The 15,838-nt window shown below is 61.3% G+C and carries 15 protein-coding genes and 1 pseudogene; 5 read left to right on the forward strand and 11 right to left on the reverse strand.

From position 1 onward, the window contains the following. Positions 1 to 217: 217 nt before the first annotated feature. Both ACTXG5_RS11085 and ACTXG5_RS11090 read left to right on the forward strand, forming a co-directional pair. Entirely contained in the window at positions 218 to 1,342 is a 1,125-nt protein-coding gene (locus ACTXG5_RS11085; protein ID WP_445163698.1) for an N-acetylmuramoyl-L-alanine amidase, read from the forward strand. Positions 1,343 to 1,514: 172 nt separating this feature from the next. Next, positions 1,515 to 1,709 (forward strand): hypothetical protein, encoded by a 195-nt coding sequence (locus ACTXG5_RS11090; protein WP_445163699.1) that lies wholly within the window; start codon positions 1,515 to 1,517, stop codon positions 1,707 to 1,709. A gap of 94 nt (positions 1,710 to 1,803) precedes the next feature. Here the strand turns inward: ACTXG5_RS11090 and ACTXG5_RS11095 are convergent, their stop codons facing one another. Further along, a complete protein-coding gene (locus tag ACTXG5_RS11095; protein WP_445163700.1) occupies positions 1,804 to 1,980 on the reverse strand; it encodes a hypothetical protein in 177 nt (58 codons plus the stop codon). 181 nt (positions 1,981 to 2,161) lie between these two features. On the opposite strand from ACTXG5_RS11095, the gene ACTXG5_RS11100 reads away from it, so the two are divergent. Continuing rightward, complete coding sequence (locus tag ACTXG5_RS11100) at positions 2,162 to 3,220, forward strand: hypothetical protein (protein WP_445163701.1); 1,059 nt, start codon at positions 2,162 to 2,164, stop codon at positions 3,218 to 3,220. 10 nt (positions 3,221 to 3,230) lie between these two features. Here the strand turns inward: ACTXG5_RS11100 and ACTXG5_RS11105 are convergent, their stop codons facing one another. From ACTXG5_RS11105 to ACTXG5_RS11115, 3 genes are all read right to left on the reverse strand, one after another. Then, positions 3,231 to 4,259, reverse strand: coding sequence for a hypothetical protein (locus ACTXG5_RS11105; protein WP_445163702.1), 1,029 nt, complete (start codon positions 4,257 to 4,259; stop codon positions 3,231 to 3,233). Between the two features lie 21 nt (positions 4,260 to 4,280). Continuing rightward, entirely contained in the window at positions 4,281 to 4,802 is a 522-nt protein-coding gene (locus tag ACTXG5_RS11110; protein ID WP_445163703.1) for an ImmA/IrrE family metallo-endopeptidase, read from the reverse strand. A 123-nt stretch (positions 4,803 to 4,925) separates the two neighbouring features. Then, positions 4,926 to 5,513: a recombinase family protein gene (locus tag ACTXG5_RS11115; RefSeq protein ID WP_445163704.1), complete on the reverse strand. Its 588-nt coding sequence runs from the start codon at positions 5,511 to 5,513 to the stop codon at positions 4,926 to 4,928. A 689-nt stretch (positions 5,514 to 6,202) separates the two neighbouring features. On the opposite strand from ACTXG5_RS11115, the gene ACTXG5_RS11120 reads away from it, so the two are divergent. After that, positions 6,203 to 6,475, forward strand: coding sequence for a hypothetical protein (locus ACTXG5_RS11120; RefSeq protein ID WP_445163705.1), 273 nt, complete (start codon positions 6,203 to 6,205; stop codon positions 6,473 to 6,475). Between the two features lie 116 nt (positions 6,476 to 6,591). Here ACTXG5_RS11120 and ACTXG5_RS11125 read toward each other — a convergent pair whose 3' ends face one another. From ACTXG5_RS11125 to ACTXG5_RS11155, 7 genes and pseudogenes are all read right to left on the reverse strand, one after another. Further along, positions 6,592 to 7,662 carry a hypothetical protein gene (locus ACTXG5_RS11125; RefSeq protein ID WP_445163706.1) on the reverse strand — a complete coding sequence of 357 codons (1,071 nt, stop codon included), beginning with the start codon at positions 7,660 to 7,662 and terminating at the stop codon, positions 6,592 to 6,594. A 1,543-nt stretch (positions 7,663 to 9,205) separates the two neighbouring features. Beyond that, entirely contained in the window at positions 9,206 to 9,460 is a 255-nt protein-coding gene (locus ACTXG5_RS11130; RefSeq protein ID WP_445163707.1) for a tyrosine-type recombinase/integrase, read from the reverse strand. A gap of 98 nt (positions 9,461 to 9,558) precedes the next feature. Next, a pseudogene (locus ACTXG5_RS11135) lies at positions 9,559 to 10,107 on the reverse strand (tyrosine-type recombinase/integrase); the annotation flags it as partial. A 68-nt stretch (positions 10,108 to 10,175) separates the two neighbouring features. Then, positions 10,176 to 11,405 carry an Nramp family divalent metal transporter gene (locus tag ACTXG5_RS11140; protein WP_445163708.1) on the reverse strand — a complete coding sequence of 410 codons (1,230 nt, stop codon included), beginning with the start codon at positions 11,403 to 11,405 and terminating at the stop codon, positions 10,176 to 10,178. Positions 11,406 to 11,491: 86 nt separating this feature from the next. Beyond that, complete coding sequence (locus tag ACTXG5_RS11145; protein WP_445163709.1) at positions 11,492 to 12,205, reverse strand: SDR family oxidoreductase; 714 nt, start codon at positions 12,203 to 12,205, stop codon at positions 11,492 to 11,494. 78 nt (positions 12,206 to 12,283) lie between these two features. Continuing rightward, positions 12,284 to 13,360 carry an NAD(P)H-dependent amine dehydrogenase family protein gene (locus tag ACTXG5_RS11150; protein ID WP_445163710.1) on the reverse strand — a complete coding sequence of 359 codons (1,077 nt, stop codon included), beginning with the start codon at positions 13,358 to 13,360 and terminating at the stop codon, positions 12,284 to 12,286. 24 nt (positions 13,361 to 13,384) lie between these two features. Next, positions 13,385 to 14,176 carry an SDR family oxidoreductase gene (locus ACTXG5_RS11155; RefSeq protein ID WP_445163711.1) on the reverse strand — a complete coding sequence of 264 codons (792 nt, stop codon included), beginning with the start codon at positions 14,174 to 14,176 and terminating at the stop codon, positions 13,385 to 13,387. 541 nt (positions 14,177 to 14,717) lie between these two features. On the opposite strand from ACTXG5_RS11155, the gene pstS reads away from it, so the two are divergent. Then, positions 14,718 to 15,833 carry a phosphate ABC transporter substrate-binding protein PstS gene (pstS, locus tag ACTXG5_RS11160; protein WP_445163712.1) on the forward strand — a complete coding sequence of 372 codons (1,116 nt, stop codon included), beginning with the start codon at positions 14,718 to 14,720 and terminating at the stop codon, positions 15,831 to 15,833. Positions 15,834 to 15,838 lie beyond the last annotated feature (5 nt).

A 15,838-nucleotide genomic window follows, 5' to 3' on the forward strand; every position in this document is an offset into this window, starting at 1 on the left:
GTTGCGGTCTCCACGGGATGCGCCGGCAGGCTCGTAATCGAAATGGGCACGGGAATAAATCATTTCGGCAACGGCGCGGCGAATCTTTGTTCGACCGGACGCCGGTTACCGTGGCGCGGTGCCACATCGCTGCACCTGCAGGCCGCCGACGCCGCTGGCTTCCCGGCGCGCTGTGCTGAAATACGCTGCGGCCGCACCGGTTGTCCTTGGTTTAGGAATGGCCGCCGAGGTTCTCGTTGGCCCGGCGCGCGCACCCGCGGACCCCAACGTATCGGCAGTGGCGATGGCGCCGGGCCACCCGGTCAACATCATCAGCCGCGCGGGGTGGGGCGCCGATGAGTCAATTCGGCGTGGAATACCGCGCTGTGGTAACGGGATTAGGGCCGGGGTCGTGCACCACTCTGCGACCGGCAACGGCTACGCGCCGACAGATTCGGCGGCCATCGTGCGCTCGATCTACGAGTGCCACACGTTGACACACGGCTGGGGCGACATCGGCTACAACGCGCTGGTTGACAAGTACGGCCAGATGTTCGAGGGCAGGTTCGGCGGCATCACCAAATCGGTCGTGGGCATCCACACCGGCGGATTCAACACCGACACCTGGGCAGTGTGCATGATCGGCGATTTGAGCCAGGCGCCCCCGACACCCGAGCAGTTGCGGGCGGTCGGTCAGCTGCTGGGATGGCGGCTTGCGATGGATGCGGTCAACCCCAACGGCACCGTCGTGCTGACTTCCGCCGGCGGCCCCGACACACGCTTCCCGCAAGGTGCCACCCCAACGTTGCCGAGCATCTTCGCCCATCGTGACGTCGGCGACACCGCGTGTCCGGGCAACGCCGGGTACGCCTTTATGGAGCGGATCCGCGACATCGCCGCCCGGTTCAAGCAAGTGCCCAACGCACAGGATTTGGCGGAGTCGATGCAGGCCGGTGCGATCTACGCCCGCTGGCAGGCGATGGGCGGCATGACAGGCACGCTCGGTGCACCGACATCACCCGAAGCGCCCAGTGGTGATTCGATCCGCTACGTCATCTTCGCCAATGGCGCGATCTATTGGTCACCGGCCACCGGCGCCCAGCCGCTCACCGGCAGGATCTACGACGCCTGGGCCACGCTGGGCTACGAGCGCGGCCCGCTGGGCCTGCCGACCAGCGCCGAGATTCAGGAGCCGGAGTGGATCGTGCAGAACTTCCAGCACGGCACGCTGAACTTCGAACGGCAAAGCTCAACCGTCGTGACTGTGATGGACGGCATAGCCAGTGTGGTGCCACCGCCGCCCGCGGGCGGACCGCCCGTGCAGCTTGAACGGTTCTCGGCAGCACGCAATCCCGTCGTCTAGTGAGACCCCATTCGTGTTCTGGTACAGAGGGTTTGAGGCGGAATGGGCAACGATTCGGGGTGTAGGGCGCCGAGATAGAGCCGCGCGGACATTAGCAGCCAGCTAGAACGGGACTTTCTAGTGCGGTCGCACAGTCAGATAGATCAGCACTAGACATGCGCATGCGCTGTGCTTGACCAGCGAAAGCAAGGTCAGGTACGTGCGCTGTGCCGGTCACTATCTTGAAGGTGGCAAACCCGTTGGCGGCCCGTCGTTGCGCAGCGACATGGTGATGGTGACCGGGCTCGCTGGCGTCGTCGTCACACTCGTTGATTCCAGGACCGCCGCGATTATCGCGGCGCTGGGCGCATTCTCACTGCGGATGTGATGGCGGCGTCACTCGCGCTGAGGTCGGCTACACGCGCGCCACGGTGAGCCGTTTTAGCGGGCCGATGCGACCAAACACCGCCGACGCGCACTAGCTATCGGTATCCGTGAGCGGCGGCCAGAGCCATGAGAGCGGTCAGCGCCGTCGCCCACTTGCCCGGCTGTGTGGTCGGCTTCAGTGTCTGCAGCAGGAGCATGTACCGCAGTGTGAATAGCCAGCCGCGCTCAGCGACCCGTTCCAGCTCGCTTTTCTTGGCGCGTTGCTTGGTCATGAGCGAGATCATCCACGATTGGCGGCGTGCCTGTCGTAGGACTCCAGGGTATTTGGTAGCGGTATATTGGGTGCCCGCTAGCGGGTCGTAACATTTACACCTACGATATATGTCATATATGCCGCTAGCGGAAGCCCCGCTACGCGTTGCCCAACCGACCACGAAGGCGGCGATTCTGACGATGAAAACCGGGTTCGACGCGATGGCCGAAGAACTGGCACAGATGCGCGAACGGCAGCAACATGCCGAGAAAGCCGTTGCCCGTGCTCGCGCCATCCGGGCCGCGCGTCTGAAAGACCTGCACGGACGCGCCTATGCAGTCAGAACTGCTACAGATCTCTATAAGGCTCTAGATGTCGGTGAGCATCCTGAGGTCCGCATCAGGAAAGACTTCATCCGACTGGGCAAATCCCGTCCACTCCGTGCGGCCGGCACCTCGCTGGCGTCCCGAAACGGCGATGCGATGACCAGGCCGCCGCTCACCAAGCTCATCTATCGGCCGAGCAATGCACTGCAGGTATATTCCACCGGGCTATACGTGGCCCACCAGGAGTTCGAGCCGGGAAAGCCGGTGGAGAACCGCCGCCAGAACAACTTCGGGGATGGATGGGTACAGCTGTGTGGCCTTCGGGATTCTGGGGTCTCCACCCGCGAGCTCAACCTCCGGTTGACCCGTGCCTTAAAGAAGCTCGAGAGGCACGGCCTGGTTGCCGTCTCTGTTGCGGGCAACGCCAATCGATTCGACGGTTTTCGGCTCAACCGTGAGGACGCGTCGGGTCACTGGTACAGCGTGCCCAGTGCGGCGTCGATCACGAAGTCGATTTCGCTTCCGTCAGGGTTCTTTCGTGCCGGTTGGCACCTAATTCTCACAAGTGAGGAGCTAGCAACGTTGCTCATCATCGTAGAGCTGACGCATCGCTTGCGGCTTGTGCCTAGGAAAGGCAGTGACGAGGTTGGCGTAGCACTCCCGGACTCGTGGAAGTGGGGTTTCTATGGTTTGGCCCACGAGGCGTACGCATCCCTGCATGAACTGCGCGAGTTCGGATTGATCGACGTGCATGACCCAAATGACCGTAATCGCGGGAAGATCCCCGACAGTAGGCGACGAAGCGAAGACATGCGCGCATTGCGCCTGATTTATCCGCCACCCTCAGAGCCAAACTATGCGATGGATGCAATCGACACAGTTGCGAAATGCTTGACTGACGCACCGATACCTCCGCGTCTGCAGGAGGATTAGTGCATCGCGACTAGTCCCGTGGTTCCGGCACCTTCAGGCTGTCTCTTGAATCCTCCGTAGATGATTCGACAGTGCCAGCGTCGTCGGTGGTGAATTCCGCCAAGGTCTCGCCGGAGTTGTCAGCCATGCCGTCAAGTGTTGCTTGCTGTTCGGCGAGATGATCGCCCAGTTCGGTGAATGCTTCATAGGAAGATTCCTCGAAGTAAACCCGCGATGGCCAACCGCCCGCCTCCAGACATGCCAACGCGAGATGGTCGACTTCCAGTAGAGGGACTTCAGGCTTGTTGTGAACAGCACGCAGACTCGCCACTATTTTGTCTTCGATTTGCCGGTCGAGCGCAAAAACAGGGTATTCGCGTCCATTCCAGACCCCCTTCATCTGCGTCTCTGCAAGCAGTAGGAGTCCCGGCATTGTGTTCTCCCGATCATGGTGGAGACGGTGGTAGGACATTGCCCACGCCACCTCCAGCGACAAGGTGAAATACCGCTGAGTGCAGGTCGCTGTCACTCGAAATCCTGTGTCAATACTTGGACCCAAGTAGTCGATAAGTTGAGGCCCATCTTCACTCCGATCATCGCGCTTCATTGCTTCGTTGCGCACCACGACGTCTCGTTCTGAATCAAGCTCCATCGGAAAGGTGGGGACAACTACGACATAATCTGGATGAGGGAAGGTGGCAATGAACGCACCACCTTTCATCTTCATCTTATTTTTGGCTGAGTTTTCCTCGCTATTCTTCGCTATCAACTCAGCCTCATACTGCGCCATGGCCGCGACCCAGGCAGTGACCACATAAAAGACTTCGGATTCGTGCTTAATGTCGATGGTGAACAATAATTCGTCGCCAATGGCCTTCCAAAAGGCCAGTCGAGCAGCGATCTCGGGCCGGTCAAGATTTTCCCGCACGCGAGCCGGGAAATCATAATAGAAGCGCAAAAAATCCGGTATCCAGATGTCGGTTTTGCCAGCTGACTGCTTATGGCTCGTCGAGCCCACTAAATCACACGAAAGAAACAGTCTTGAGCCGATGTTGCTCACGCAGTTATCCGTGCTTTGTTGTTAAGGGGTTCCCAGGCCCAACACCGAGCAACGGACCTGTGCTGCGGCCGGAGACACATCAAATCGACGAGCTAAGCCCCACAGGTCGCCTCCGAGATCACCATGCGCTTTGACAAAATAGTCTCGAGGCATAATCAACTCTGCAGCAAAATGGTTTGCCTGCGTTTCGGCAACGTTAGAACCTGCCCTAGTGAATAGTCGCCGATTCGTGTCACCATTTAAATGGTGAAGAAGGTAATGACCGATCTCATGTGCGATGGTAAAACGATCTCGCCTTGGAGATGTCCTGCTCGGAACATAGACTGTGAACGTCCCATCTTCATCGATCATGAGCGATTCGATCCCGTCGCGGACTTGGACGTCACCGCCCAGCTTAGATAGAAGGACGTCAAGGTCGGCTCGCCCCTCGTGGTTGTAGATATCGAACGTTGAGCCGACTCGAGCAGCGTAGTCATTGATCTGGGCGGTTGATACTTGCATAGGCTCGACGACAACTGCGCCGCCGTCCACGTCAACAGTCAAGACGTGACCTTCCTTCCAATCCGCAGACCACCATGCTACTGCTTGACTTATTCCATCCGAGCGAAGTATGACCCATCGCACCGACAACGCGCACCGCTTCGCGACTTAGAAAATGACCCGCTGTCAACCGCCGGTTAGCACGCGATACACAGTTGCCCGACTGACACCCAGGGCCGATGCGATAGTCGAGGCGGGCTCGCCCTTGTCGTGCATGCGACGAGCCAACGCCGACTTCGATTCATCAAGAGCCTTCGGACGACCAATCGACTGGCCGCGTGCCCGCCGTGCCTCGCGGGCAGCCGAACGACGCTCACGACCTAACTCAAGCTCAAGCTCGGCAAGGCTCGCCAGCACGCCGGCCACCATTCGACCTGTGGCGTTCGACGTGTCGATACCCTCGCGCAGGGAACGCAGAACGATCCCACGCTCACCAAGTTCGCGGATTGTTGCCATGACCTCAGCAGCGTTGCGGCCCAGGCGGTCGATGCCGACGACCACAATGGCGTCGCCATCGCGTGCGTAGTCCAGCAGTGAGGCAAGGCCAGGACGCAGTTCGCGGGTAGATATGCCGGATAGCTTGTCGGAATAGACGCGCGTGGAATCAACCCCCGCCGCCGTCAGCGCGTCGACCTGTTGGTCGAGCGACTGATGCCCAGTGCTCACGCGCGCGTATCCGAGTTGACTACCTGCGGTGGTCGTTGGAGGGGCCATGCATCTAGTTTGTCTTAAAAGTCTCATAAATGCTAGTATTGAGACGTTACTTTTGAATCGACTTCTGAGACACTCCGAACTGGCACTCTTGCGAGCCAATCCATCTGAACTCCGCTGTCTCAATACTTTAGTTCTGAGAACGCGCGGGGCGGCGGATCGGTTCGCCGGATTTCTAAGACAACACTTGGGGATGGTTTAGCGGACGGCTGTGGTTCCGGGTGCCGTCACGCAGTGAACGCAGCTTTGTATACCTCGGCCGCAGAGGGCTTTAACGTGCCCGTCACTCTTAGCAGCAGATTGCCTCTCACAGTTGTCCACTCCGACATCGTCGGCAAACTCTTTCCGATTGCCTGGATGTAATCAGCCCGCCTCTGAGCAGCTTCCGCGCTAGGCCACTGCTCGATCGTGGCACCGCAGTCAACTCCCGGTCCATCAGACGGGCATTGCGCTCTGGAGTCCATGAGCACCATCGCCGCCGCATACCCATTGGGCCGACCGAGAAGCTTGTTAGCGTCATTATCCTCTGTGAGCGCGACCGTCCCGGTCACCTCCGGGATGGCTGCGCGGATCGACTCTGCGGCACTCTGCGCCGTGGGTGTTAGCGGGTCGGCCCGTGCCGGTTGAGGCGAGTTAGCCGCTGTTCCTGCTCCGGGTGAACTAACCACTGGTGCCGCGTTGGGTGCGGAGGCATGCTGTGGCGATCCACGGAACCCGCGCTGCCCAAGGGCGAAGGCCACCAACGTCACCGCCGCCACCGCGACACAACCGAGAAGGATGCGCAGAGCCAGCGGCAGCGGTTGGCGCTCGGCTGCGTTGGTGACATCAGGCGCGTTATCCGCCATCGACCACGCGAGCTCAGCGGCTTGGGTCGCGCTGCTGTCTGGAACGACGGCGGTGTGGTCAGCGCCGTCACCTATCCCGGCATCAACTTCGGTGTCATCGGCTTCGGACATGGCCACTGAGGTTACGCTCGGCAACCGGGAATAGTTGTGGAGATTCGATCACTCATATCCACTCCCACCGCAAGGAGGGCGTGGCCCCCGATTCTTTCGCTGCGACTTTCGAGAAACCCACACCGTTAGTTCTGAGACTGACCCGGTCCCTGCTCGTCTGGCTGCGAGAACGAAGTGTCGATAGGAACCAGTACGATCCTGCCGTCTGCGATGACACTCGGAAAACGCGGGGTTAGTGCGGCTCGTCCGACGGCGCGCTGCAGCCCGCCGCCCCCAAACTCCCGAAGGTGTTCACGCTCGGGGTCGCTTTCGATCTTGTTGTACAACCACCGACCCGTATCGACAGAGCGCTGTGCGCTGCTTCGATCATCGAATGTCAGTCGTAACGCGCGGTGGACTATTGCATTTCGTATCTTCCGCGTGCGCTCAAATTCATCGAAGCGGACTTGACTAATTTGTGACTCCGCGAGCTTTCGCCACTGCGCGAGTCGGCCTGGAAAATCGTTGTCAGTGTTAGCCGTCTTCCGTTCCGCCTCGGCTTCGTCATGTCTCTTGCGCAGTTCGTTGTTCAGCGCCCATCGAAGAACCGCCTCAATAGCCGTCACGGTGCGGCGTACCGCTCCGTTATAGTCACCTCGCTCCATCAGCGACCGTGCGTCGAGCAGATCAAACTCGCCCGGTGTCGGCGTCACAGTGCAAGACGAGCTGATCGCCTCCGGGGACGTCCAGGCGAACTGGCGACGAGTGCCGTCTCGCTCTACAAAGATGGGTTTATCGTCCCATTCTTTGTACCGCAGAAGGACGGTCGCGTGACCTCCTGAACCCTGCCTGACGTACCAGACTGGAACGTCCCAGGCATCGACCTCATGCGCGAAATAGTCATAAGTGACCAAGCGGTAACGCTGGATCAGCTCATTAATCACTGGAAGATGCGCTTCACACAACGAGGCGCGATATGCTTCTTTTTCTGCGCGAAGGCGAGGTATCGCATTCTCTTCGAGTTCGCGAAACGGATCGGTGTGCGCTTCGGTGACAAGACGAATCACCGTTTTGCAGCGACGCATCAGCCAAGGCGGAGTGTCCTCGCCAAAGACGGCGGCCAGCTCCTCGCTGGGTTGCCATCGCTGGGCAGGTACGGGTCCCTGGTGTATCGCAGTTGTCCGCGAATCCGTGATCTCCCAACCAAATATCTCCATCCAGGGGCTACATATGTCAACTGTGAAGTTGACTCCACGCCATTTAACGGCCACCGGACCGGGCGGAGTCATGAGCCAGAATGGCAGCTCAACGTACAGACGTGTCTCTGCGGGTTCTGATGCCCAGTCAATACCGTCCCCAAAGATGAATGACTCCGGTATGTCGGGAAGTGGAGCCTCTGCGGTCACAAAGCCAGTATTCCTTCCTACGGCAGAGGTGTTGCGCTGGTGTCGACATCATTACGTTGTGCCAGCCAGATCTGCGGCAAGCCCCGGTCGCCACCGCGAGTCATGAAGCTGACGTCTTTGCGATAAATCTAAGCGCCGATGCGGACTGTTTTGCACTGACAGCACTCTCAAAATTTCCCTGTTCAGGGTTCACATTTTGGCGTGCGATGCAGCGGGCGTTCAGCGCGCGGAAGGCGACTAGCGGAGGCCCAGCTGCCTCAACAGCTCCAGCTCCTTGGCGAACGGATCCGTCCTCGCACTATGGACTGGCGTCGCTACTGGTAAGACCTTGCCATCGGCGACCTCGTCGTACCGCACATAGCCCCTGACGGGTGCGTCCATGTCCTGCCCAAAGTGCCAGCGGCGGTAGTGCGTCGTGCACCATCCACGCGAGTGCGCCCGCCGGTTGCAGGCGGTGTGCCTACAGGCCATCGCTATTCCGATCTCATTGGTAACTGGTGTATTTGATTGCCTGGGGGTACCCCCCGACCGCCATGACGCCGGACACGGTCTGCTGTCCGGCCATCTCTCCCCGGCTGTGCATGTTCGAGCACTGCAAATGAAAATAGCTCTCGTGCGGCCGAACCAATTTTACTCCCGGACATTTGGCGCTGGTCCGCCCTCAAGCATCGATGATTGCTTAGCCGCGCAAAGTCTTCTCAAGTCCATGGACGCAGTGTCGCCACCTAATCCGTTGGCTTGCAAGGGTGTTGGCGACAGGAGATATACCCCTCTCATTGGCGAGGTGTCGCGACAGCTCAGCGCCGCACTGACGTCCCGGGATGGTCGAATCGCGTACACCCATACGGCCCAGGGGATATGTGCGGAGGCATCCACTGCCCCTCCGCGACTTGCGAGAGTCGCGGTTTACTACTGTTCTAAGCACCTGCGTGGGCCTACGGCCCAGACAGCCAGCGGTCAAATATGTGTCGCTATACGCAGTCTGCCTTCTATTTACATAGTCCCACGGATCGAAGGGCGTCGACCGGGTATCGCCCTGACAGCGGGGCGCCGACCATCCCGTGGGTCAGGGAAAATATCGATAAACCGTCAACCGGGTGGCGGTCAACTACAAGATATGAACGAACGCTCATTGATCGCCGCCATCGCGAGCCATGAATCTTGGGCGAAAACACCAGACCGCGCCGCCCGTACCGCGCCAGCTCGCGCCGCGATGATGGCGAGATTTGAGCGAGAAGTAGACCCGCACAACGTGTTACCCGTAGGTGAGCGACTCCAGCGGGCGGAGAATGCGAAGAGTGCGTACTACAAACGGCTTGCGCTCAAGTCAGCTAAAGCGCGGCGGCACAACTAGTTACAGGTCACCGAGTCCGAGTCCGCGAGCCTCTTCGGCGGCACGCTCCCCGGCGCTCGCTCCCGTATACCGGTCGATCATTGCGCGGTTAGACCAGCCTGCCACAGCCATCAGCCCGCCCTCGGAGCCACCCGCACGCAGCCAGCGAGTGGCGGCAGTGTGCCGCATTTTATGGATATGGAAATTTGCGATGCCCACCGACTTGGCTCGCGCGACCAGACTGTGCCGCAACCGCCGTAGCTGAACGTCCGCCATCCGTTTGCGCCGAGCCACAGGGTGTCTGTCTCGGCGAGTCGGTGCGTTCGACGGGTGCGGAGGTACCGGTCGATTGCCTGGGCGGTGTGCGGGCCGAACGGAGCCAAGCGTCCCTTGCCGCCCTTGCGCAGCTGAACCGTCACTAAGCCACGCTTTAGGTCCACGTCTGTGATTTGAAGCCCAATCAATTCGTTAGCCCTCATGCCGGTCTCCATGAGCAGCCGCACGATGGCCTCATCGCGGCGATCAGTGAAGCCCTTGCCATGGCATGCCTTGATCAGGTCGCGGAGCTGTTCATCGCTGAGGGCGTCGACCACCTTGCGGGCGATCTTGGGTTGCTTCACCCCGATGAGTGGATCGCGGCCCAGCTCGTCTTCGTCCGTGAGCCACGCGGAGAACCGACGCAGCGCGATCAGCCGGGCACTGGCGGTCTTCGGTGCCGCCCCGCTGTCGAGCAGGTCAGCAATGAACGCTTGCACCGTGGTCTTGATTAGCTCCGGTGGCGAGGCAGTCTTGTCGCACCACCGCAAATACGCAAGCACACCCTCGGAGTAGGACTTGATGGTTGCTGGGGCCTTGCGTTCGGCGCGAAGAGTCAGCGTCCACGACGGCAGCAGCTCGGCCAGATTCAGCAAATCGGTGCTCATCTGTCTATCTTTACATGGAGCGCTGTCCGTAAACCGGGTAAACCTATCTACCCAGTTCAGAGCAACTTTTAATGCGGTTTCAAGGTCAGATAGATCAGCACCACGTTCAGCACGCTCACCAGTATTGCGACCGCCCAACCGATAACCGTCGTGACAGGGTGGTTGGTGTCGACGCCCATCAGCTTGCGGTTGCTGGTCAGTCTGACCAGCGGCAGCACGGCGAATGGAATTCCGAAGGACAGCACGACCTGCGAGAGCACCAGGGACCGGGTCGGGTCGAAACCGATCGCCAGGATCGCGATGGCCGGGCACAGCGTGATCAAGCGGCGAGCCATCATCGGTATCGATCGATGCAGCAGACCCTGCATGATCATGGCGCCGGCGTAGGCGCCCACCGACGACGACGCCAAGCCGGACGCGAGCAGTCCGATCGCGAATAGCACCGCGATCGCCGGGCCCAGCGTGGTGTGGATCGCGGCGTAGGCGCCGTCGATGGTGCCGATGTCATTGTGGCCCTGCAGGTTGATCGCGGCGACGAGCAGCATCGCCGCATTCACCGTTCCGGCGACGGCCATCGCCAGCACCACGTCCACGCGGGTGACGCGCAGCAGCCAGCGTCGCTCCGGGCCGGGTTCGGGATGCCCGTGCCGATCGAGGACCAGGCCCGAGTGCAGGTACACCGCATGCGGCATCACGGTGGCGCCCAGGATGGCGGCGGCCAGCAGCACGCTCTCGGTGCCGTGAAAACGCGGCACCAGTCCGCCAATCACGTCCTCGGGCGGTGGGGTGGCGACGAAGAAACTGGCCGCGAAACCAACCGCGATAATAAGCAGCAAGCCCGTGATGACACGCTCGAAAAGAATTTGTCCGCGACGGTCTTTGATCGACAGCAGCAGCATCGAGATCACCCCGGTGATGACGCCGCCGAGCGGCAGCGGCAGACCGAACAGGATCCGCAAGGCGATCGCCCCACCGATGACTTCGGCCACATCGGTTGCTATCGCGACGATTTCAGCTTGCGCCCAAAAGGTTAGCCGCAGCGGGCGGCTCATGTCCTTGCCGATCGCCGCGGGCAGCGAGCGTCCGGTCACCAGTCCGAGCTTGGCCGAGAGGTACTGCACCAGGCCGGCCATCACGTTGGCTGCGACGATTACCCACAGCAGCAAATAGCCGAATTGCGTGCCGGAGCTGACATTGGCCGCGACGTTTCCCGGATCGACATAGGCGATCGCGGCGACGAATGCCGGCCCGAGCAGATACCAGCTTGTCTTGAGCGAGGTGCGGGTGCCCTGCGCCAACTGACCGACCTTCGTATCCGTATAACCGAATAAAAAAGTGAGGTTAGTCGATACCCGCCAGTCGGCGAACTTCGGGGCCTTCCGCGCTAGGTGGCGCCGATGCTGCCGCCGCCGTCGACCCGAACAATTTGACCCGTCATGTAACCGGCATCCTCGTGCAGCAACATGCAGATCACGTGGGCAATCTCGGTGGGGGTGCCGACGCGCTGTAGTGGAATGTCCGCGAGGACACGTGCTTCGCGCTCCGATCCGACGGGGCTACGTTCCCGGTACATCTCGGTCTCGATCGGTCCGGGCGCGACGGCATTCACGGTGATGCCCGACGACGCGAGCTCGCCGGCCCAGATACGAGTAGCCGTCTCCAATGCGCCCTTCGCGGCGGCATACGGAGTTCGTTCGGCGACGCCGACCGTGGTCAGGCTGCTGATGTTGACGATGCGGCCCCATCCCGCCTCGACCATGCCGGGCAGCACCGCTTGCACCACCTGCACCGCGGTGCGCACGTTCATGTCGTAGGCGAGAAACAGATCATCCAGATCGACCGACCCGATGTGGCCGAACCGGGCCAGGCCGACGTTGTTGACCACCGCATCGACCCGGCCTTCGGCGAGGATCTTGTCCAGTGCTGCCGCGGTCGCTGCCCGATCTCCGAGGTCCACCTCGTGGAACTGGCCGGGAAAGTCTGACGGCGCACTGCGGGCCAGCCCGATCGGCTCGTGGCCGTCGCCCGCCAGGCGGTCTATGACCGCACGGCCGATTCCCTTCGACGCCCCGGTGACCAGGACTCGCCGCTTCGACATCGCCTTCCCCTTCCGCGCTCGCATCTGCGATCGTTTAGGGCAACGCCGAAACAGTGGGATTTCATGCCGTGCGCTCGTTCACCCGGGCAGATAGAGCCCCTTGCCGGTGACCAGCGGCAGGTCGAGGGTCGTCACGATGCCCGGCGCGGCGGCCACCACGGCGGGGATCGCGTTGACTATCCGCATCGCGGTGGCGACCAATCCGGCGTGGTTGTGATCGCCCTTGCGGCTGCCCAGACAGACATCCACGGCGTAGGACGGTTCGCCGGTGATCTCGATGCGATATGAACCACCCTCCTGGGCAGGCTGGGGCCAATCGGGGCACAGGTCCTCGCGCAACCGGGTGACATGCTCCAGGACGACGACCGGGTCGCCGTTGACCATGCCGAACACCTCGAACCGCAGCGCCGCGGCGGTGCCCTTGGCGATATGCCCCGACGCGATCTCGAAGTCCTCGGGCGCCGGCACGCGGATGTAGGTCTGGGTGACCTCGTCCAGCGAAATGCCCAGGCCCGCCGCCATTTGCCGGATCACCGATCCCCACGCCAGGCTCAGCACACCGGGCTGCAGCAGCATCGGGATGTCGTCCATCGGCTTACCGAAGCCCATCACGTCGAACATGACCGCGGCGCTGTCGTAGGTCGCGTAGTCGACGATCTCCATGCACCGAATCTGCTGGATGCTCTGACAGGTGCCGGCCAGGGCCAGCGGCAGCAGGTCGTTGGCGAAGCCGGGATCGATACCATTGACGTACAGGCTCGAATTGCCTTCGCGTGCTGCGTCTTCCAGCGGCTTGATGAGTTCCTCTGGGATCACCTCCCACGGGTACTGCAAAAAGACCGGGCCGCTGCCGACGACGTTGATCCCGGCTGCCAGCACCCGGCGATAATCTTCCAGCGCTTCCGGGAGCCGGTTGTCGGCCAGTGCGTTGTACACCGCGCACTGCGGCCCGGTGGCAAGCACGGCATCCAGGTCGGTGCTGGCCAGCACGCCGGTCGAATCCGGAAGTCCGGCAAGCTCGGCCGCGTCCTTGCCGGCTTTGGCATCCGATGACACCCAGACGCCGGTGAGTTCGAATTCGGGGTTGGTGATTAGTGCTCTCAGTGCATGGATACCGACATTGCCGGTGCCCAATTGGACGACAGGGATGGGCATGACTGGCTCCTCAGTAGTCGGTGGTCACAGGTCGGGGACGGGGATGTCGAGATTGGGATAGGTGAGGCCACCGTCGACCTCCAGTGTCTTGCCGGTCAGAAAACTACCGGCAGGTGACGCCAAATAGACTGCCGCAGCGGCAATGTCGACGGGGTCACCGAGCCGGCGCATGGGTGTCACCTGCTCCATCGGCTTACGCAGATCGTCGTTGGAGGCGACCACGTCCAGCGCCGAGGTCAGGATCGAGCCGGGCGCGATGGCATTGACCCGGATGCGCGGGCACAGGTCCAGCGCGGCCGACCGGGTGTAGTGCGACAGCGCGGCTTTGGCGGTGGCGTAGGCGGCGAAACCACGCCCGGCCAGCCGGCCCATGGTCGAGGTGATGTTGATGATGCTGCCGCCGCCGGAGTGTTCCAGCATCAGCGGCACCGCCGCGATGGTGAGCGCGTGAGCGGTGGCGACGTTGAAGGTGAATGCGTCCTTGAGGTCTTTTGTCGAGGTGGTGAGCAGCGTGTTGGGCATGGTCCCACCGACGTTGTTGACAACGATGTCTAGTTTTCCGAACGCCTCGACGGCCTGATCGGCCAACTTCGCGGTGGCCTCGGGATGGGCCAGGTCCGCAGTCACGATGTGTGCTTTGCGACCCACGGCACGGACCTGTTCGGCAACGGCCTCTAGTTCGGATTCCGTGCGCGAGGCGATCAGGACATCGGCGCCGGCTTCGGCGAACGCCACCGCGATGGCCGCCCCGAGGCCGCGGCCGCCACCAGTGATGACGGCGACTTTGTCGTCGAGACGGAACCTGTCAAGGATCATTACGGCCTCTCTTCGTTGAGTTGTCGGCCGAAACGGAAACAAGACCAGCCGTCTCGGATCGCGGCATTTCTGGAACAGGTTCTAGTTTGGCATACGGCCATTGCGGTGCGGCGCCCACATACCGCGACGGTGTCATTTAAGGCTGGCAGAAGACGGCGGGTTGGCGCACCGCGAATACGCGGGGGCGATCATCTTCTTGTTCGTACCGAAGGATTGAATTGGGAACCAACCGATTTGGTGCCGTCGGACCAGCAGCCCACCATCGATGCAGGCCAGAATGGCTTGGCGGACAACGAATATATCCCTGTGCCGGATACATTCATGGTTGTCAGCGGCCTCCAACGCACTCTTGCAATTCTAGGTGGTGCGCAATCCCGCAGTTGTGCGGGGGTCGCGCGATCTCGTCGAGAGCGACGGCCACGACAAATTTTGCCGAACGTTAACCTGTTCCTACTGTAGCTTCACGTTCGCGAGGAACACGGTTGGTTTTGTAAGCTGCGGCTAGGACCGCGGCACTCAATCGCATAGGTGAGGAACTGAATTGAAACTCAACCGGTTTGGCGGCTTGGTCGGAGCGCTGGCTGCTGGAACGTTCGTCATTTCGGGATGTGGCAGTGACAACAACGCAACCGGGGGGAGTGCGACGACGGGCGCCCCATCGGGGAAGGTGACCTGCGGTGGCACCAAGACGCTGAAGGCAAGCGGGTCGACCGCCCAGGCCAACGCGATGACGCGCTTTGTCAAGGCGTTCGAACAGGCCTGCCCTGGCCAGACGTTGAACTACACGCCCAACGGGTCGGGCGCCGGTATCCACGAATTCACAGGCAACCAAACCGATTTCGGTGGATCGGACTCACCGCTGAGCCACGACGAGTACGCGGCTGCCCAAAAGCGCTGCGGCGATTCGCCGGCGTGGAACCTGCCCACCGTGTTCGGCCCGATCGCGGTCACCTTCAACATCAACGCGGTGAATTCGCTGAATCTCGACGGTCCCACCCTGGCGAAGATCTTCAACGGCGCTATCACCACCTGGAACGATCCCGCGATCCAAGCACTCAATACGGGCACGACTTTGCCAGCCGAACCTATTCACGTCGTCTTCCGCAGCGATGAGTCCGGCACCACCGATAACTTCCAGAAGTATCTCGACGCCGCTTCCAACGGCGGGTGGGGTAAGGGCTCCGGCAAGAAATTCAACGGCGGTGTCGGCGAGGGCGCCAAGGGCAACGACGGCACCAGCGCGGCCGTCAAAAGCACCGAGGGGTCCATCACCTACAACGAATGGTCGTTCGCCCAGGGGCAACACCTGAACATGGCCAAGATCGTCACGTCGGCGAGTCCGGACCCGGTCGCCATCAGCTCCGACTCGGTGGGCAAGACGATTGCCGGGGCCTCGATCGTCGGGCAGGGCAATGACCTAGTCCTCGATACGATCTCGTTCTACCGGCCGAGCCAGGCAGGCGCCTATCCCATCGTGTTGGCGACGTATGAGATTGTGTGCTCGAAGTATCCGGACTCCCAGGTCGGTTCGGCGGTGAAGGCATTCCTGCAGAGCACCATCGGTGCCGGCCAGAATGGCTTGGGGGACAACGGATACATTCCCATTCCCGACGCGTTCGGCTCGAGGTTGTCGGCTGCGGTCAATGCCATCTCGTGACCTGA

It is taken from the genome of Mycobacterium sp. Dal123C01, assembly GCF_052566995.1.